The 16,862-nt window shown below is 60.1% G+C and carries 16 protein-coding genes and 2 pseudogenes; 11 read left to right on the top strand and 7 right to left on the bottom strand.

The window, feature by feature from the left end:
• Nucleotide 1: 1 nt before the first annotated feature.
• A complete protein-coding gene (gene efeB / locus JFV26_RS27855; RefSeq protein WP_201196821.1) occupies nt 2–1,303 on the top strand; it encodes an iron uptake transporter deferrochelatase/peroxidase subunit in 1,302 nt (433 codons plus the stop codon).
• A 50-nt stretch (nt 1,304–1,353) separates the two neighbouring features.
• Nucleotides 1,354–2,178: an iron uptake system protein EfeO gene (gene efeO / locus JFV26_RS27850; RefSeq protein WP_201196819.1), complete on the top strand. Its 825-nt coding sequence runs from the start codon at nt 1,354–1,356 to the stop codon at nt 2,176–2,178.
• Nucleotides 2,179–2,286: 108 nt separating this feature from the next.
• Here efeO and pssA read toward each other — a convergent pair.
• A pseudogene (pssA, locus tag JFV26_RS27845) lies at nt 2,287–3,629 on the bottom strand (CDP-diacylglycerol--serine O-phosphatidyltransferase).
• A gap of 194 nt (nt 3,630–3,823) precedes the next feature.
• Here pssA and JFV26_RS27840 point away from each other — a divergent pair.
• Both JFV26_RS27840 and JFV26_RS27835 read left to right on the top strand, forming a co-directional pair.
• Complete coding sequence (locus tag JFV26_RS27840; protein WP_201196817.1) at nt 3,824–4,387, top strand: TetR/AcrR family transcriptional regulator; 564 nt, start codon at nt 3,824–3,826, stop codon at nt 4,385–4,387.
• 57 nt (nt 4,388–4,444) lie between these two features.
• Nucleotides 4,445–4,924, top strand: a complete 480-nt coding sequence (locus JFV26_RS27835) for a nuclear transport factor 2 family protein (protein WP_201196816.1) — start codon at nt 4,445–4,447, stop codon at nt 4,922–4,924.
• Nucleotides 4,925–5,002: 78 nt separating this feature from the next.
• Here JFV26_RS27835 and sfnG read toward each other — a convergent pair whose 3' ends face one another.
• Nucleotides 5,003–6,097 (bottom strand): dimethylsulfone monooxygenase SfnG, encoded by a 1,095-nt coding sequence (gene sfnG, locus JFV26_RS27830; RefSeq protein WP_201196815.1) that lies wholly within the window; start codon nt 6,095–6,097, stop codon nt 5,003–5,005.
• Nucleotides 6,098–6,449: 352 nt separating this feature from the next.
• On the opposite strand from sfnG, the gene JFV26_RS27825 reads away from it, so the two are divergent.
• Nucleotides 6,450–7,691: an acyl-CoA dehydrogenase family protein gene (locus JFV26_RS27825; protein ID WP_201196814.1), complete on the top strand. Its 1,242-nt coding sequence runs from the start codon at nt 6,450–6,452 to the stop codon at nt 7,689–7,691.
• Between the two features lie 121 nt (nt 7,692–7,812).
• Nucleotides 7,813–8,592 carry a TSUP family transporter gene (locus JFV26_RS27820; protein WP_201196812.1) on the top strand — a complete coding sequence of 260 codons (780 nt, stop codon included), beginning with the start codon at nt 7,813–7,815 and terminating at the stop codon, nt 8,590–8,592.
• Here JFV26_RS27820 and nudC read toward each other — a convergent pair.
• The 3 genes from nudC to JFV26_RS27805 form a co-directional block, all read right to left on the bottom strand.
• Nucleotides 8,560–9,390 (bottom strand): NAD(+) diphosphatase, encoded by an 831-nt coding sequence (gene nudC, locus JFV26_RS27815; RefSeq protein ID WP_201196811.1) that lies wholly within the window; start codon nt 9,388–9,390, stop codon nt 8,560–8,562. The two genes, JFV26_RS27820 and nudC, sit on opposite strands and share 33 nt — an antisense overlap.
• 6 nt (nt 9,391–9,396) lie before the next feature.
• The gene (locus tag JFV26_RS27810; protein ID WP_201196809.1) at nt 9,397–10,209 is read right to left on the bottom strand and encodes a crotonase/enoyl-CoA hydratase family protein; all 813 of its coding nucleotides are present in this window, start codon (nt 10,207–10,209) and stop codon (nt 9,397–9,399) included.
• 217 nt (nt 10,210–10,426) lie between these two features.
• A complete protein-coding gene (locus tag JFV26_RS27805; protein WP_201196807.1) occupies nt 10,427–11,200 on the bottom strand; it encodes a class I SAM-dependent methyltransferase in 774 nt (257 codons plus the stop codon).
• Nucleotides 11,201–11,336: 136 nt separating this feature from the next.
• On the opposite strand from JFV26_RS27805, the gene JFV26_RS27800 reads away from it, so the two are divergent.
• The 5 genes from JFV26_RS27800 to pncA all read left to right on the top strand — a co-directional run bounded on the left by JFV26_RS27800 (nt 11,337) and on the right by pncA (nt 14,519).
• Complete coding sequence (locus JFV26_RS27800; RefSeq protein ID WP_201196805.1) at nt 11,337–11,897, top strand: cytochrome b; 561 nt, start codon at nt 11,337–11,339, stop codon at nt 11,895–11,897.
• 76 nt (nt 11,898–11,973) lie between these two features.
• Complete coding sequence (locus JFV26_RS27795; protein WP_201196803.1) at nt 11,974–12,504, top strand: tetratricopeptide repeat protein; 531 nt, start codon at nt 11,974–11,976, stop codon at nt 12,502–12,504.
• 54 nt (nt 12,505–12,558) lie between these two features.
• Nucleotides 12,559–13,056: an RNA polymerase sigma factor gene (locus JFV26_RS27790; RefSeq protein ID WP_201196802.1), complete on the top strand. Its 498-nt coding sequence runs from the start codon at nt 12,559–12,561 to the stop codon at nt 13,054–13,056.
• Between the two features lie 40 nt (nt 13,057–13,096).
• Complete coding sequence (locus JFV26_RS27785; RefSeq protein ID WP_342215488.1) at nt 13,097–13,828, top strand: anti-sigma factor family protein; 732 nt, start codon at nt 13,097–13,099, stop codon at nt 13,826–13,828.
• Between the two features lie 49 nt (nt 13,829–13,877).
• Nucleotides 13,878–14,519 carry a bifunctional nicotinamidase/pyrazinamidase gene (gene pncA / locus JFV26_RS27780; RefSeq protein ID WP_201196801.1) on the top strand — a complete coding sequence of 214 codons (642 nt, stop codon included), beginning with the start codon at nt 13,878–13,880 and terminating at the stop codon, nt 14,517–14,519.
• 152 nt (nt 14,520–14,671) lie between these two features.
• Here pncA and JFV26_RS27775 read toward each other — a convergent pair whose 3' ends face one another.
• Together JFV26_RS27775 and JFV26_RS27770 are read right to left on the bottom strand one after the other, a co-directional pair.
• Nucleotides 14,672–15,973 carry an ATP-binding protein gene (locus JFV26_RS27775; protein WP_201196800.1) on the bottom strand — a complete coding sequence of 434 codons (1,302 nt, stop codon included), beginning with the start codon at nt 15,971–15,973 and terminating at the stop codon, nt 14,672–14,674.
• Nucleotides 15,974–15,977: 4 nt separating this feature from the next.
• Nucleotides 15,978–16,678 (bottom strand): annotated as a pseudogene (locus JFV26_RS27770) (response regulator).
• Between the last annotated feature and the right edge of the window lie 184 nt (nt 16,679–16,862).

The raw sequence follows: 16,862 nt of genomic DNA, 5'->3' as shown, positions 1-16,862 counted from the left end.
TATGACCGATTCAGAACAGTTTTCCGCCCAGCGTCGCCGCGTATTAATGGGCATGGGCGCCGCCGGTGTCGCATTGGCCGGCAGTGCATTGAGCTGCCCGGCGATGGCCGCCGCCAGCCCTGCGCAAGTGACCGAAGCACCGAGCAGCGACAAGACCGAAGACCGCCACGATTTCCATGGCAAGCACCAGACCGGCATCACCACCCCGCGCCCCGCGTCGGGCATGCTGGTGTCGTTCGATGTGTTGGCCAGCGATCGTGAAGACTTGGAGCGGTTGTTCCGCACCCTCAACGAACGCATCGCGTTCCTGATGAAGGGCGGCGAAGTCACGCAGGTTGATCCGAAGCTGCCGCCGGTGGATTCAGGGATTCTTGGCCCGGTGGTCACACCGGACAACCTGACGATTACCGTGTCGGTCGGCGAGTCGTTGTTCGACGAGCGCTTTGGCCTGGCCAGCGCCAAACCCAAGCGACTGATCCGCATGGTCGGTTTCCCCAACGATGCCCTGGAAGCCGATTGCTGCCACGGTGACTTGAGCTTGCAGTTCTGCTCCAACACCACCGACACCAACATCCACGCCCTGCGCGACATCGTGAAAAACCTGCCAGACCTGCTGCTGGTGCGTTGGAAACAGGAAGGCAGCGTACCGCCGCAAGCCCCGGCGAAACCAGGTGTACCGGCGCAGAGCGCGCGTAACTTCCTCGGTTTTCGCGATGGCTCGGCCAACCCCGACTCCAACGACGGCAAAGCCATGGACGCCATTGTCTGGGTCCAGCCTGGCAGCGATGAACCGGCCTGGGCCGCGAACGGCAGCTACCAAGCGGTGCGGATCATCCGCAACTTCGTCGAACGCTGGGATCGCACACCGCTGCAGGAACAGCAAAGCATTCTCGGCCGGGTCAAGAGTACCGGCGCGCCCATGGGCGGCCAACATGAAACCGAAGTCCCGGACTACGCCAGGGACCCTGAAGGCAAGCTGACCAAGCTCGACGCGCACATTCGCCTGGCCAACCCGCGCACCGCCGAAACCCAGGCCAACCTGATCCTGCGCCGGCCGTTCAACTACTCCAACGGCGTGAACAAGAACGGCCAGCTCGAAATGGGCCTGCTGTTCATCTGCTATCAGGCCGACCTGCAAAAAGGCTTCATCACCGTACAAACCCGACTCAACGGCGAACCGCTGGAGGAATACCTGAAGCCGGTGGGCGGCGGGTACTTCTTCACTTTGCCGGGTGTGACGGGCGACAAGGACTTTATCGGTCGCTCGCTGCTGAATGCTACGCACCCAAAAACCACTGCTTGACGCAAATAACAAACCACAAAAGACCACAACAACCCCCACGGAACCGTCCCATGAAAAAGTCGCCACTCGCTTTACTGCTGACCCTTGGCTTGCTCAACACCCCGTTTTCGGCTTTCGCGGCGACGGCGCCGCTGGATCTGGTGGGACCGGTCTCGGACTACAAGATCTACGTCACCGAACAACTGGACCAACTGGGCAGCCACACCCAACAGTTCACTGATGCAGTGAAAAAAGGCGACCTGGCCACCGCACAAAAGCTTTACGCACCGACCCGCGTTTACTACGAGTCGATCGAGCCGATTGCCGAGCTGTTCAGTGACCTGGATGCGTCCATCGATTCGCGTGTCGACGACCACGAAAAAGGCGTGAAAGCCGAAGACTTCACCGGTTTCCACCGTATCGAATACACCCTGTTCTCGGAAAAGAGCACCAAGGACCTGGGCGCGCTGGCTGACAAGCTGAACAATGACGTCAAAGACCTGCAAACTCGCGTTGCCGGCCTGACCTTCCCGCCTGAGAAAGTCGTTGGCGGTGCAGCTGCACTGCTGGAAGAAGTCGCTGCCACCAAGATCTCCGGTGAAGAAGACCGTTACAGTCACACCGACCTGTATGACTTCCAGGGCAACATTGACGGTGCGAAGAAAATCGTCGACCTGTTCCGTCCGCAGATCGAGAAGCAAGACAAAGCGTTCGTTGCCAAAGTCGACAAGAACTTTGCGGCTGTGAACAAGATCCTGGCGAAATACAAAACCAAGGACGGCGGTTTCGAGACGTATGACAAAGTGAAAGAAGCTGACCGTAAGGCGCTGGTTGGCCCGGTTAACACCTTGGCTGAAGATCTGTCGACGCTGCGTGGCAAGCTGGGTCTGAACTGAATATCGGCGTTGTTTGCGAAAAGATCGCAGCCTTCGGCAGCTCCTACATTGGGAGGGTGTACACCCCTGTAGGAGCTGCCGAAGGCTGCGATCTTTTGCTTTTTGGGCTTACAACATCCGGTAGAGCAATCGCTCGATCCGCACTCGACTCACCCGTTTGAGAAACTTGGCCACCGCCCCGGGTATTCCGGCAGGGTTTCCAGGTCCTGGTAACGCTCGATGCGTCGGGTGTTTTCGAAGATCTGCGCCAGTTCTTTGCGGCGCGGCTCCATCAGTTCGCTTTTCGGGTCATCAATCAGCAAGGCGTTTTCCAGGTCGAGACGGAACGCCCGCGGATTGAGGTTGTTGCCGGTCAGCAAGGTGTAGCGCTGATCGACCCACATGCCCTTGAGGTGATAGGTGTTGTCGCCATCACGCCACAAATGCAGGTTCAACTGGCCGCTGTCGATGTTGTGCTGATGGCGCTTGGCAAAGCGGCGCAAGCTGATCTCGTAGAGATACGGCAGTGCGGCGATCACCTTGAACGGCTCGCTTGGCGGGATGTAGAAGTCGTTGGCGGTCTTGTCGCCGACGATGATGTCGATCTTCACCCCACGGGCCAGGGCCCGGTTGACTTCCCGGGTCACCGCCAGCGGGAGGTTGAAATACGGCGTGCAGATGGTCAACTGATGCTGGGCGCTGGCGATCAACTCGCAGATCACCCGGCTCAGCGGATTGTTCTTGCCGACGCCAAGCAACGGGGTGACCGACAGCTCACCTTTGGCGGTGCTGCCTTGGGTGGTGTCGTAGGTCGCGTGCTTTAGACGGCTGCGCAGGTCGCCGATGTCGTTGCGCAGGCTGCGGGTGGTCGGCAGGTTCGGCAGGTCGAGGCGATGCACCGCTTTGGAGGCAATCAGACCGTGCTGGATCAGGTGCTGCATCGAATCGGCCAGCGCGCTGTTCTGTAGCAGGTGATAACGGTCGTAGCGGTACTTGTCGAATTTGTGCAGGTAAACGTTGTTCAGGCTCGCGCCGCTGTAGATCACGCAATCGTCGATCACGAAACCCTTCAAGTGCAGTACGCCGAACAGCTCGCGGGTTTGCACCGGCACGCCGTACACCGGAACCTCACTTGCGTGAGTGCCGGTCATTTCCTGATACCAGGCCGAGTTACCCGGCTGCTTGCCGGCGCCGATCAAGCCACGTTGGGCGCGCAGCCAGTCGACGACGACCACCACGTCCAGTTCCGGACGCGCCAGTTTGGCGGCGTGCAAGGCATCGAGGATTTCCTGGCCGGCTTCGTCCTGTTGCAGGTACAGCGCGACGATATAGATGCGCTGGGTCGCCTGGGCGATTTTCTCCAGCAGACAACGACGGTACTCGGCGGCGCCGGACAGAATGGTCACGGCATCGGCGGTCAGCGGAAAACTGCGCAGTTTGGGCAGCAGAGAGCGTTTGAAAAGCGACGGCATAAGGCTCGCAAAAAGGTCGAATCCGAAGAACCCGAGAGCTTACACCATGGATGGGTTTGGGTCTTGTTACGGTCAAAAGATCGCAGCCTTCGGCAGCTCCTACAGAGATCGGTGTAGGAGCTGCCGAAGGCTGCGATCTTTTGATCTTTAAAAACATATTGACCAAGGAGAACGATCGTTCTACTGTTCGCCACATGAACGAAATAACCTGCTGCGACACACGCGACATCATTCTGGACGTCACCGAAAAGTTGATCTACAAAAGTGGCATCGCCGCCACCGGCATGGATCTTCTGGTGAAAACCGCGGGCGTCTCCAGAAAGAGTATCTACCGCTACTTCGCCAACAAGGAGGCGCTCACCGTCGCTGCCCTGCAACGCCGTGATGTACGCTGGATGCTCTGGTTCAGGACTGAAGTCGATAAAGCCGCGACCCCGGCCGGCCGCCTGCTTAACCTGTTTTCCGTGCTCAAGGCCTGGTTCGACTCGGAAGGCTTCCGCGGCTGCGCCTTCATTAACACCAGCGGCGAAACCGGCGACCCGCAAGACCCGGTTCGGCTGGTCGCCAAAGAGCATAAACAGAAACTGCTCGACTACGTGTGCGAGCTCTGCACCGAACATGGCGCTACCGACCCGCAGGCATTGGCCAAACAGCTGCTGATCCTGATCGATGGTGCCATTACCGTGGCGCTTGTGATGGGTGATCACAGTGCCGCCGATAATGCGCAATGCATGGCGCGAAAGTTATTGGACCTGTAACCGCCTAATCAAGCCCGACAACGTGCTTGAACTTTACTTTGAGAAGGAGACATTTAAATGTCATCTAATGCCGAAGTCCGTCCGCCATTACCGCCCTTCACCCGTGAATCGGCCATCGAAAAAGTTCGCCTGGCCGAAGACGGCTGGAACTCCCGGGAGCCGCAGCGCGTGTCCCTGGCGTACACCCTGGACACCCAATGGCGTAACCGCGCCGAGTTCGCCAACAACCGCGAAGAAGCCAAGGATTTCCTGACCCGCAAATGGGCCAAGGAGCTGGATTACCGACTGATCAAGGAACTCTGGGCCTTTACCGGTAACCGCATCGCCGTGCGCTACGCCTATGAATGGCACGATGACTCGGGTAACTGGTTCCGCTCTTATGGCAACGAAAACTGGGAGTTCGATGAGCAAGGCCTGATGTTCAACCGTTACGCCTGCATCAACGACCTGCCGATCAAGGAAAGCGACCGCAAGTTCCACTGGCCGCTGGGGCGTCGTCCTGACGATCATCCGGGCCTGTCCGATCTCGGCCTGTAAAAACCCCGGCCTGGAATGACGTCCCCTGTAGGAGCTGCCGAGTGAAACGAGGCTGCTCCTACAGGGGATTTGTGGTGTTCAGGCGACTTCGACTTGCGGCGTTACGCCGGCCTTGGCCTCAAGTTCGCGCACCAACGGCAACACGCGTTTGCCGAAGTACTCCACTTCTTCCTGGAAGTGCAGGAACCCCGCCAACACCAGATCCACGCCCACCGCTTTCAATGCCACGATGCGCTCGGCAATCTGCTGCGGCGTGCCGATCAGGTTGGTCTTGAAGCCGTCGTTGTACTGCACCAGGTCCTCGAACGTCGACTTGGCCCAGTTGCCCTCGCCTTCCGGTGACGCCCTGCCCGCCTGCTTCGCTGCGTCGCCAAAGGCATTCACCGCTTCCGGGTCGGCCTGGTCGATGATCTGCGCCAACACCGCACGCGCTTCCTCTTCGGTGTCACGGGCAATGACAAAAGCGTTCACCCCGACTTTCACCGAATGATTGTTCACCGCAGCCTTGCTCCGAATGTCGTCGACCTGGGCCTTGATGCCTTCCGGGGTGTTGCCGTTGGTGAAGTACCAATCCGATACTCGCGCCGCCATGTCCCGGGCGGCACGGGAACTGCCGCCCTGGAAGATTTCCGGTTGACCCAGTGGTTTGGGCTTGAGGCTGTAATTGTCGAAACGGTAGAAGTCGCCGCGAAAGGTGAAATGGTCCTGGCTCCAGATGCCCTTGAGCGAGCGGATGAACTCTTCGGAACGGCGATAGCGTTCGTCGTGTTCCAGCCAGTGTTCGCCAATGGCCTGGAATTCACCCTTGAACCAGCCGCTGACGATGTTTACCGCCACTCGGCCATTGGTCAGTTGATCGATGGTCGCCAGTTGCTTGGCCGCCAGCGCTGGTTGCCACGGACCGGGCAGGATCGCGGCGATCACCTTGAGTTTGGTCGTGGCCGCCAGCAGCGCGTGGCTGAAAGCAACCGATTCATGCTGGAACTCGGCGCCGTAACCGGCGGTGAAACGAATCTGGGTCAAGGCGTATTCAAACCCGGCCTCTTCGGCCAGTTGCGCCAGTTTGCGGTTGTAATCAATGCCCCAGTGGGTGCGCTGCTCGATCTTGCTGACCACCAGCCCGCCGCTGACGTTCGGCACCCAATAGGCAAATTTTACGGCTTGCTGACTCATAGGCTTGTCCTCGGGACTTTTGGGAAGTCCTTGGACCAGAGCAGCAACCGTGCCAGTGCTGAATCGCGGCTTGCGACACCTCTGTCCTGAGCCGAGCGAGAACCCTGTGGGAGCGGGCTTGCTCGCGAAAGCGGTTGAACATTCAACATCGTTGTTGGCTGACACACCGCTTTCGCGAGCAAGCCCGCTCCCACATTAGTCCGAGTGTTCTTAAGGCAATTTGTTGCTGCGCTGTTGGCAAGGCAACAGTTGTAAACGAAGTAAATCCACACCAACCCGCAATAACGGGCCTCAGGGTTTCGGCATGGACCGTGCAATCGCCCTGGCTTACTGCCTATCCAGGAACTGTCCCATGACCGAGCACCCAGTAATCAATCCGCTGTCCACCGGCACCGACTATGAGACGCTGGCCGCGCGCTTTCGGCCGATCTTCGAACGCATCGCGGCCGGTGCCGTTGAACGCGAACAAACCCGCAGCCTGCCTTACGAACCAATCCAATGGCTCAAGGAAGCCGGTTTCGGCGCCATCCGGGTCCCGGTGGAATATGGCGGCGGCGGTGCTTCGGTGCCGCAACTGTTCGAACTGCTGATCGAACTGGCCGAAGCCGACTCCAACGTACCCCAAGCCTTTCGCGGGCATTTCGCGTTTGCCGAGGACCGCCTCAACGCTGCGCCCGGCCCGGCTCGGGACATCTGGTTCAAACGCTTCGTGGCCGGTGACATCGTCGGTTGCGCCTGGACCGAAATCGGCAGCGTGGCCATCGGCGATGTGATCACCAAAGTCTCGCCCCACGGCGATCAATGGCGGCTCAACGGCGAGAAATTCTACAGCACCGGCAGCATTTTCTCCGACTGGATCGACGTCTACGCCCAGCGCAGCGATACCGGCGGCGACGTGATTGCCGCGGTGCGCACCCGCCAGCCCGGCATTGTGCAGAGCGATGACTGGGACGGTTTCGGCCAACGCACCACCGGCAGTGGTACGTCGCGGTTTACCAATGCCGAAGTGGACGCCGAAAACATCATCGACTTCGCCACCCGCTTTAAATACCAGACGGCGTTCTATCAATTGGTGCTGCTGGCGACCCTCGCCGGGATCGGCCGCGCGGCGTTGCGCGATGTGGCGCATCAGGTGCGCGAGCGCAAACGCATCTACAGCCAAGGCAACGCCCAGCATGTCAGCCAGGATTCGCAGGTGCAGCAGGTGGTCGGGGAAATCTCGGCGTTGGTGTATGCCGCCGAAGCCAGCGCGCTAAAAGCCGCACAACCGGCACAGCGCGCTTACGAGTCACGTTTCGCTGGTGATGAGGTGCTGGAGCGGGCGGCGAATGTCGCGGCGGAAATCGAATCGGCCAAGGCTCAAGTGGTGGTGACGGAACTGATTCAACGTGCTACCAGCGAGCTGTTCAATGCGCTCGGGGCGTCGGATATTCGTCAGGGTAAATCCCTGGATCGGCATTGGCGCAATGCGCGGACGGTGTCGTCGCACAATCCGGTGATCTACAAGGCGCGAATTATTGGGGATTGGGCAATTAACGGGACCGAGCCACCGTTTGTGTGGCAGATCGGCAATGGGCCTGGACGCAAAATCTAACGGCTGTACGCCGTCCCCGTAGGCGAAGAGGCCAGGCGGGTCGCCGCAGAAGATGGATATGGGTAAGATGTCGGCCTTCCCCGCAGCCCACTTTCTGCACCCCGCCGAATAAGCCGATTCCATGCCTTTTGAACTCAGCGTTGACCTCTCCACCCTGGCCATTCTGGCCTTCGTCGCTTTCATTGCCGGTTTCATCGACGCCATTGCCGGCGGTGGCGGTCTGTTGACCACACCTGCCCTGCTGACCGCCGGCCTGCCGCCGCACCTGGTGCTGGGCACCAACAAACTGAGTTCGACCTTCGGCTCGGCCACCGCCAGTTTCACCTTCTACCGCCGCAAGCTGTTCCACCCCAAACAGTGGGTGCACGCCATTATCGGTACCCTGGTCGGCGCGCTGACCGGTGCGGTGGTCGCCCACTATCTGCCGGCGGAATGGCTGAACAAGATGCTGCCGGTGATTGTCTTCGCCTGTGGCATCTACCTGTTGTTTGGTGGCACGCCGAAAGCGCCACTGGACAGCGACGCGCCGATCAGGAAAAAGTGGCAATCGACCCAAGGCTTCGGCCTCGGTTTCTATGACGGCGTGGCCGGCCCCGGCACGGGTGCGTTCTGGACCGTCAGCAGCATGCTGATGTACCCCATTGACCTGGTGAAGGCCAGCGGTGTGGCCCGCAGCATGAACTTCGTCAGCAACATTGCGGCGCTGTCGGTGTTTGTGTTTTCCGGGCAAGTGGACTGGGTGATCGGCCTGAGCATGGGCCTGTCGGTGATGGTCGGAGCGTTCTTCGGCGCACGCTCCGCCATCAGTGGCGGAGCGAAGTTCATTCGCCCGGTGTTCATCACCGTGGTGCTGGGCTTGACCGTGCGGTTAGCCTGGCAGCACTGGTTCAGCGTGGCCTAAGCGCCGCGCCAGGTAGACATCGATCAGGTAACGGGCAATCGAGCGCGACGCCGGCAACGGCGGCATCGCGTGAATGTTGAACCACTGGGCGTCTTCAATCTCGTCCTCCTGACAGACGATCTCGCCACCGGCGTACTCGGCGTGGAAGCCCAGCATCATCGAGTGCGGGAACGGCCAGCACTGGCTGCCCATGTACTGGATATTCCTGACCTCGATCTGTACTTCTTCGCGGACCTCGCGAATCAGGCATTCCTCGGCCGACTCGCCCGGCTCGGCAAACCCTGCCAGCGTGCTGTAGACCCCGGTGACGAAGCGCGGCGAACGGGCCAGCAATACTTCATCGCCACGGGTGACCAGCACAATCATGCTCGGCGAAATCCGTGGGTAGTAACGGATATCACAGGGTTCGCAATACATCGCCCGCTCACGGGGAACCTGCGTGGTCGCCTGCCCGCAGTTACCGCAAAAACGGTGTTCGCGGTACCAGGTGCCGATCTGCGCGGCGTAACCGAGAATCCGGTACACCGTGTGATCGCCTTCCAGCATGAACGCCCGCAGGCCTTTCCAGTTGCAGCCCGGCACTTCGCTGTGGCTGCGCAGCTCGATCAGGTAGACCGGTTCGCCATCGAGGTGGCCGATGCCGTGTTCGGCAAGGATCGACAAGTCCTGGCGCTTGAGCCATTCCCGTGGGAACAGCGCGCCATTGTCATCGAACAGAAAGCCTTCGGGGCTGCGTGCAACGGCCCACCCGCCAGGTTGATCGGTGTCCAGTACTGCGGTGGTCCAGCGTGAAGTCATTTTTAATCAGTCCAGAAATTCGGGTTTCTGTTTGCTCATATGGGCGGCCATGGCCACGCGTAAATCGGTGGATTGCAGCATGGCGGCGTTCCAGGTGGCGACGTATTCGAGGCCGTCGTCGATGCGATGGTCGCGCATGTAGCTGATCATCTCCTTGGTGCCAGTAATCGCAATCGGCGACTTGCCGGCGATCTCGCGGGCAATGCCCATCACGCCGTCAAGCAGGCTGGAAGCATCGCTGTAGACGCGATTGACCAGGCCCATGCCGCGCGCTTCCTCGGCACCAAATTGGCGACCAGTGTAAGCCAGTTCACGCAGCATGCCGTCACCGATGATCCGCGGCAAGCGTTGCAAGGTGCCCACGTCGGCGGCCATGCCGATGTCGATTTCCTTGATCGAGAATTGCGCGTCTTCAGCGGCGTAACGCATGTCGCACGCGGCGATCAGGTCGATCGCGCCGCCCAGGCAGTAACCCTGAATGGCAGCGAGTACCGGTTTGCGGCAATTGTCGACGGCATTGAACGAAGCTTGCAGGGAAAGGATCTTGCGGCGCAGCAGGCGTGCGTTGCGGCCGACGTCCTTGCCCATTTCATTGGCCACGCCGGCCAGCATCATCAGGTCGATGCCGGAGGAAAAGTGTTTGCCGGCCCCGCTGAGCACCACGACCCGCACGTCGTCGGTGTCGTCGATCCACTGGAAGATCTCGATGATCTCGCTCCAGAACGCGGCGTTCATCGAGTTGATCTTGTCCGGGCGGTTGATCTGCACATGGGCGATTTTGTCGGCGAGTTCGACGGTGAACGCAGTGTACTGAGACATGGCAGTGATCCTTTACCGGACATAAATGAGGCCCGAACTATAACAAGGCATCGCTGGTGGGAGTAAGGCAGTGGTTCGGCCAAATGCGGGACTGGCTGGAGCGTTGTGGTGTCTGGAGTGACGCCTTCGCGAGCAAGCTTTGCTCCTGCAGGGATTTGTGGCGTTCACAAAATCCAATGTGGGAGCGAGCCTGCTCGCGATTGGCCACACTGCCGATTCAACTGCCCTTCACCGCGACAAACGCCGCCGTCACATAAGGCACGGTGATGACGTCCTTGCCGCGTAGTTCCGGCTCGCTGTCAATCAACGCCTTCATTTGTGCGTCCACCTTATCCCGCCGCGCTTGCGGCAGTGCGGCGATAAAACTGGTCGATCTCACCCGATTAAAAATCACATCCTCGGGCGAACCCGTATGCCCATGACCGAAATGTTGAGCCTGCAACGGCCCAAACGCCTCGTGCGGAAAAGCCAGCCGCCAGGCACCGGTGTAATAACGCGGGGTATCACCTTCCAGCGCATTGACGATCGCATCCAGTTTTGGCACCCAGCTCACCCGGGTATCGCGCAGGTTCCACACCAGGCCCAACTTGCCGCCCGGCTTGAGCACCCGGGCAATTTCGGTCAGCGCTGCCGGGCTGGCAAACCAGTGGAAGGCCTGGGCGCAGACCACCACGTCCACCGAGGCATCCGGCACCGGCAAGTCGGTGGCCGTGCCACTGACGGCCAGCACTCCTGGATAGGCGGCAGATAACTTTTCGAGCATCTGCGGCACCGGTTCCACGGCGATCACCTGCGCCCCCGTAGCCACTAGCCGCCCGGTGAACTTGCCGGTGCCGGCGCCGAGGTCGATCACGGTTTTGTCGTCATCCAGACCCAAGGTGCCCGTTAGCCAATCGGCCACTTGCGGCGGATAATCCGGGCGGCCACGCACGTAAGTGTCGGCGCCGGTTTTGTAGCCATCGGCGGCGGCATGGTGAATGTGTTCTCTCATGACAGTTCTCCCGATACACATCAATGCTGTCGAGCATAGCGTCTGGCTTAATGCTTTCCCTGCAAAGGCCGTCACAAAGAAATGAATAATTGTTCACACAGCGGTGTTCACCTGCCATCGCCCATGAGGATTACCGATGAATAGCCTGAAGCTCGATTCGCCGACACGTTACGACCGCCTGACCATATGGCTGCACTGGCTGACCGCCGCGCTGGTGATTTTCCTGTTCGCCAGTTCGCAAATCTGGGATCAATTGGCCAAAGGCACGCCCCTGCGCAAGGGTTTGCAGTCGGTGCACATTTCCTGCGGCATCCTGCTGGCAGTGATTGTCATCGGTCGGTTGCTCTGGCGCCTGTCCCGAGGCCGGCGCTTGCCTGCGGTCAATCAAGGTCTGATTGGCATTGCGGCGAAAACCGCGCATCTGGCGTTGTATCTGCTGCTGTTGAGTCAGATCGTGCTGGGTTTCCTGTTTCGTTGGGCTCAGGCCGAACCGTTCAACTTCTTTGGTCTGTTTGATGTCCCGACCCTGATGACGTTCGATAAAAGCATGAAGTCGGTATTCGGAGGCCTGCATGAACAGGTCGCCTGGGCCATTGTGATTCTGGCCGGGCTGCATGCGGTGATGGCGCTGGTTCACCATTACGGCCTGCGCGACGACACATTGCGCCGGATGCTGCCGGAGCGCGATTCGATCTGAAACGAATAAAACACCGAGGCCGGGTGTTCTATGGATGCCTACCCTTGAATTCTGTTTTTTGAATGGAGTGTCGCCCATGAATATCCGCTTCGCTGTTTTCGCCACCCCGCTGCTGTTGGTCGCGGCGCTGTCCAGCACGCAGGCGTTCGCCCACGGTGACGACGACGCACCGGCCAAACCCAATTGCCCCAAAGGCCAGGTGTTCGACAGCAAGTCGAACAAGTGTGTGCTGCAAACCAGCAGCCTGGTACCTGATAACGACCGGGTGGACTATGCCTATCGCCTGGCCAAGGACGGTCGTTACGAAGAAGCCCTGGCCCTGCTCGATACGCTAAAGAACCCCAACACCGCCAAGGCACTGAACTATCGCGGCTACGCCACGCGTAAACTGGGCCGCACCGACGAAGGCATCGGCTATTACCTGCAATCGGTCAAACTCGACCCGCAGTATGCGCAAGTACGCGAATACCTCGGTGAGGCTTATGTGATCAAAGGTCGTATCGATCTGGCCCAGGAGCAGTTGCAGCACATCAAATCGATCTGTGGCAGCACCTGCGAGGAATACCAGGACCTGGCCGAAGCCATCAACGATTCATCGAAAACCTGACACACCGAACGGACGGAGGTCGCCATCGCCAGCGATCAGGCAATACGAGCAGAGTTGGGCCAGCATCTGGCGCGTTTATGGCGTTACGGCTTGCTGCTGTCCCGACAACGGCATGTGGCCGAAGACCTGGTGCAAGCCACCTGCGTGCGGGCGCTCGAACGGGCCGGGCAGTTTGTGCCCGGCACACGCATGGACCGCTGGCTGCTGAGTATCTTGCACTCGATCTGGCTCAATGAAGTGCGCGCCCGCCGTGTGCGCCTGGGCCAAGGCTTGGTGAATGCCGACGAGGCGCTGTCGTTCGACGGCGAACACGCGGCGCAAACCCATGTGCTGGCCGCGCAGGTTATCCGGCGCGTCGATGCCTTGCCCGAAACCCAACGCGAGACGGTGTACCTGGCCTATGTCGAAGGCCTGTCCTACCGCGAAGTGGCCGAGGTGCTGCAAGTGCCGATCGGCACCGTCATGAGCCGACTGGCCACCGCCCGCCTGAAACTCGCGGAGTACCCACCCCTGCAGGCTGTACCGAGCTTTACCTCTGGAGAACGTCGATGACCGCCCCCTACGCCCGACGATCCTTTCGGATGAACAGTTGGTGGCCTACCTCGACGACCAGCTCGACACTGAACAGCGCACCCGCATCGACGCCGCCATTAACGATGATCCGGCGCTCAACCTGCGCCTGCAATGGCTGGCCCGCAGCAACCTGCCGTTCAAAGACGCCTACGATGAACTGGGACGGCAAGCACCGATGGACCGCTTGCACGCCATGCTTGACACCTTGCCCAGCCCTGCCCGGCCGGCACTGAATCGGCGCTGGTTTCTGGCCGCTGCGGCCGGCCTTGTAGTGAGCACAGTGCTGGCGGACCGGTTGTTCCTCGGCTGGCAGTTGAGTCAGCAAAAAACCAACTGGCGCGGGCTGGTGGCTGACTATATGGCGCTTTACGTGCCGCAAACCCTGGAACACTTGCCCACCGACGAGGCAACCCAACGTGCCCAACTGCGCACCATCGACGCCCGTCTGGGCCTGAACCTGGCGCCAGCGCAACTGGCCCTGCCGCGCCTGGACCTCAAGCGTGCGCAAATTCTCGAATACGACGGCGTGCCCATCGCGCAGATCACCTATCTGGACCCGGTCCACGGCCCGATGGCGCTGTGCGTCACCCGCTCCAACAGCGGCAGCCGGCATTTTGCCCAAGAACGTCGACACAACATGAACATCGTCTACTGGGCGGACCTGGAACATTCGTGGATGCTGATCGGGCACAACTCGATGGCGGATCTTGAAGACATGGCCAAAGTCTTGAGAAGCCGGCTTAGCGCATAACGCCAATCGTCACTATGCTTTCGACTGACTTCCAAGGAGGAATCACCCCATGCCACATCCATCTCTTCAAGCTTCACGCACGGCCCTGCTGGTGATCGACGTACAGAACGACTTCATCCCCGGCGGCCAACTGGCGGTGCCCGAAGGCGACTTGATCGTGCCATTGATCAATCAACTGGGTGGCCAGTTCAGGCAGGTCATCATTGCCCAGGACTGGCACCCGGCGGGGCATGCCTCGTTTGCACCCAGCCACCCTGGCCGCAAACCCTACGATGTGATTCAGTTGCCCTACGGTGAACAGACGTTGTGGCCGGTTCATTGCGTTCGGGATACGCCTGGGGCCGAGTTACACGCGGATCTGGATTTGCCGCATGCACAACTGATTATCCGCAAGGGCTGCAATCCGGATATCGACAGCTACTCGGCATTTCTGGAAGCAGACCGCAAGACCCCTACCGGGTTGGCCGGGTATTTGACCGAACGCGGCATCGACACCGTTTACCTGGTCGGCTTGGCGCTGGATTTCTGCGTGATGTTTTCCGCGCTGGATGCGCGAGCCGCGGGGTTCAATGCGTTTGTGGTGTTGGATGCCTGTCGGGCGATTGATATGGAGGGGTCGCTGGCCGCGGCGATTGAGCGGATGCAGGTGGCCGGGGTCGGGTTGATTCAGTCCAGCGAGATTCTCGACTGACACCGTACGACCTGTAGCAGCTGGCGAAGCCTGCGTTCGGCTGCGAAGCAGTCGCGAAATCAGGCAATGCGGTATTTCAGGATGACCGTGTGTATCGGTTTTGCGACTGCTTCGCAGCCGAACGCAGGCTTCGCCAGCTGCTACAGGCAGCGTTAAGCAGGGGTTGGCAAGCACAATTTGAACCGAGCCCCGCCCAGCGGCGAAGCTTCAACCGTCAACGTCCCGCCCTGCGCTTCAAGGGCCCGGCGACTGATGGCCAGTCCGAGACCGAAGCCGCCGGTTGCACGATCCCGGCTGCGATCCAAGCGATAAAACGGTTCGAAAACTCGCTCCCGCTCATCTTCCGGGATGCCGATCCCGTCATCATCGACCCAGATCTCGCAGCCCTTGGCACAGACCTGTACGCCAATCTGAATACGCTTTTCGCAGTAGCGCATCGCATTGCGCAGCAGGTTTTGCAGGGCGCGCGCGGTCAGGCGTGGGTCGAGGGTGAAGCGCTCGAGTTGACCATGCAGCAGCACGTCGATGACGATGTCCGGTGATTCCAGCTCTTCATCGACACTGCCCAAAATGCTGTCGATAAACTCATCCAGCGATACTTCAACCTGTTCCGGCAAGCGCGCCGGGTTCTGCAAGCGACTATAGGACAGCAGCTCCAGTACCAATTCATCCAGTTCACGAATGTGTGCGACCAACCCTTGCAGGCGTTCGCGGCTCGGTGCCGGCAGGTCATCGGACAGCGCCAGCGCCAGGCCGAAATCCAGCCGCGTCAGCGGCGTTCGCAGTTCGTGGGATACCGCGTTGAGCAAGTCCCGCTGCTGGTTGAGCAGGTTTTCGATGTCACCGGCCATGGTATCGAAAACGTTGGCCAGGCTGCCGATGTTGGATGTGTGCGAGATCTGCGTGCGCTCGCTCAAGTGCCCTTTACCGAAGCGTTCGGCGGTGCCTTTCAGACGTTCGAGGTCACGCCAGTGCGGGCGCAGCCACAGCAGCAAGCAGGCGAGCATCGTCGCGCCGATCAGCACGTTGATGCTCCAGTACAACAAATTGACGTCCATCGGGTCCGGCGGCACCACCATTTGCACCACCGTCTGCTCGTTCAACGGAGCAACCGCCAGGGTCCGCCAACCCCAGTCACCAATGCGCACGATGTTCTCGCCGCGCTGCAAACGCTCCTGCTCATCAAGGGAGAAATCCACATCGTCATTGCGGGCCAGCACGATGTCCAACGGCTGGAATTCCTTGTCCATTTCGGCGGCCAAGGCAGGCCATTGTTCGACCGGCACAGCATGGAACTGCTTGACGATCAAAGTCTGCAAGCCCCGGGAATAGTCGAGGTTGTAGGTGACAAAGCGCTCATGGAACAGCTTGATCACGACATCCGGCACCAGGTAAATCGCCGCGCTGTACGAGACGATCGTTACCAGATACAGACGGAACAGGATTCTGAACATCGACTCAGCATTCCCACTCGGAGCGACTGAACAGGTAACCCTTGCCCCAAACAGTCTTGATCTTGCGGGCCTCGCCGGCGTGATCGTCGAACTTGCGCCGCAGCTTGGAAATCGCCACGTCCACCGAGCGATCCGTGCCGTTGAACTCGATGCCGCGCAGGCGTTGCAGGATCTGGTCGCGGCTCAGCACTTCACCGGCATGCCGGGCCAGCACGACCAACAGGTTGTACTCACCACTGGACAGTTCCACCAACTGTTCACGCCAGGTCACGGTGCGCTCGGACAGGTCGATGCACAGGTTGCCCATCAGGATGCGATCGTTGGCGGTTTGCGGTTCGCCGAGACTGCTGCGCCGCAGCAAGGTGCGCACCGGGCCAGCAACACGCGCGGTTCACAGGGTTTGGTGACGTAATCGTCGGCGCCCATTTCCAGGCCCAGCACTTGATCGTGGCTGTCGTCCCGGGCAGTGAGCATCAGGATCGGCAAGGTCGCCGAGTCGGCTCTCAGTAACCGACAGACTTGCAGGCCATCAAGCCCGGGCAGCATCAGGTCGAGGATCACCAGGTCCGGCGGATTGACCCGGGCACGTTCGCGCACATGATCGCCACGGCTGATCACGCTCACGGAATAGCCGTTGCGTTCCAGGTAGCTGGCGATCAGTTCGGAGAGCGCGGTGTCGTCTTCGACCAGGAGGATGTTGGGCATTGGGTGTTTCCAGAAAGTGCGCTGGCGACGGGTCCGGCCTCTTCGCGGGCAAGGCTCGCTCCTACAGAGGTATCGCATTCTCCTGTAGGAGCGAGGCTTGCCCGCGAAGGCGGCCTGACAGTCGCAAAAGTAATCAAGCGGCCAAGGATATACGCCCTCACGCACCCGCGAGTAAAACCCTTAC

Origin of the sequence: Pseudomonas sp. TH31, assembly GCF_016650815.1 — a bacterium.
Classification (GTDB): Bacteria; Pseudomonadota; Gammaproteobacteria; order Pseudomonadales; family Pseudomonadaceae; genus Aquipseudomonas.
Note: the sequence above shows the minus strand (reverse complement) of the source record. Positions and strands in the feature narration are given on the sequence as shown.

Coding starts and splice junctions, on each gene's coding strand:
- sfnG (WP_201196815.1), bottom strand. CDS start 6,097: ATGAGTCAGCAAGCCGTAAAATTTGCCTATTGGGTGCCGAACGTCAGC.
- JFV26_RS27805 (WP_201196807.1), bottom strand. CDS start 11,200: ATGAGAGAACACATTCACCATGCCGCCGCCGATGGCTACAAAACCGGC.
- JFV26_RS27820 (WP_201196812.1), top strand. CDS start 7,813: ATGCCTTTTGAACTCAGCGTTGACCTCTCCACCCTGGCCATTCTGGCC.
- JFV26_RS27775 (WP_201196800.1), bottom strand. CDS start 15,973: ATGTTCAGAATCCTGTTCCGTCTGTATCTGGTAACGATCGTCTCGTAC.
- JFV26_RS27800 (WP_201196805.1), top strand. CDS start 11,337: ATGAATAGCCTGAAGCTCGATTCGCCGACACGTTACGACCGCCTGACC.
- efeO (WP_201196819.1), top strand. CDS start 1,354: ATGAAAAAGTCGCCACTCGCTTTACTGCTGACCCTTGGCTTGCTCAAC.
- JFV26_RS27795 (WP_201196803.1), top strand. CDS start 11,974: ATGAATATCCGCTTCGCTGTTTTCGCCACCCCGCTGCTGTTGGTCGCG.
- efeB (WP_201196821.1), top strand. CDS start 2: ATGACCGATTCAGAACAGTTTTCCGCCCAGCGTCGCCGCGTATTAATG.
- JFV26_RS27825 (WP_201196814.1), top strand. CDS start 6,450: ATGACCGAGCACCCAGTAATCAATCCGCTGTCCACCGGCACCGACTAT.
- JFV26_RS27840 (WP_201196817.1), top strand. CDS start 3,824: ATGAACGAAATAACCTGCTGCGACACACGCGACATCATTCTGGACGTC.
- JFV26_RS27835 (WP_201196816.1), top strand. CDS start 4,445: ATGTCATCTAATGCCGAAGTCCGTCCGCCATTACCGCCCTTCACCCGT.
- JFV26_RS27810 (WP_201196809.1), bottom strand. CDS start 10,209: ATGTCTCAGTACACTGCGTTCACCGTCGAACTCGCCGACAAAATCGCC.
- nudC (WP_201196811.1), bottom strand. CDS start 9,390: ATGACTTCACGCTGGACCACCGCAGTACTGGACACCGATCAACCTGGC.
- pncA (WP_201196801.1), top strand. CDS start 13,878: ATGCCACATCCATCTCTTCAAGCTTCACGCACGGCCCTGCTGGTGATC.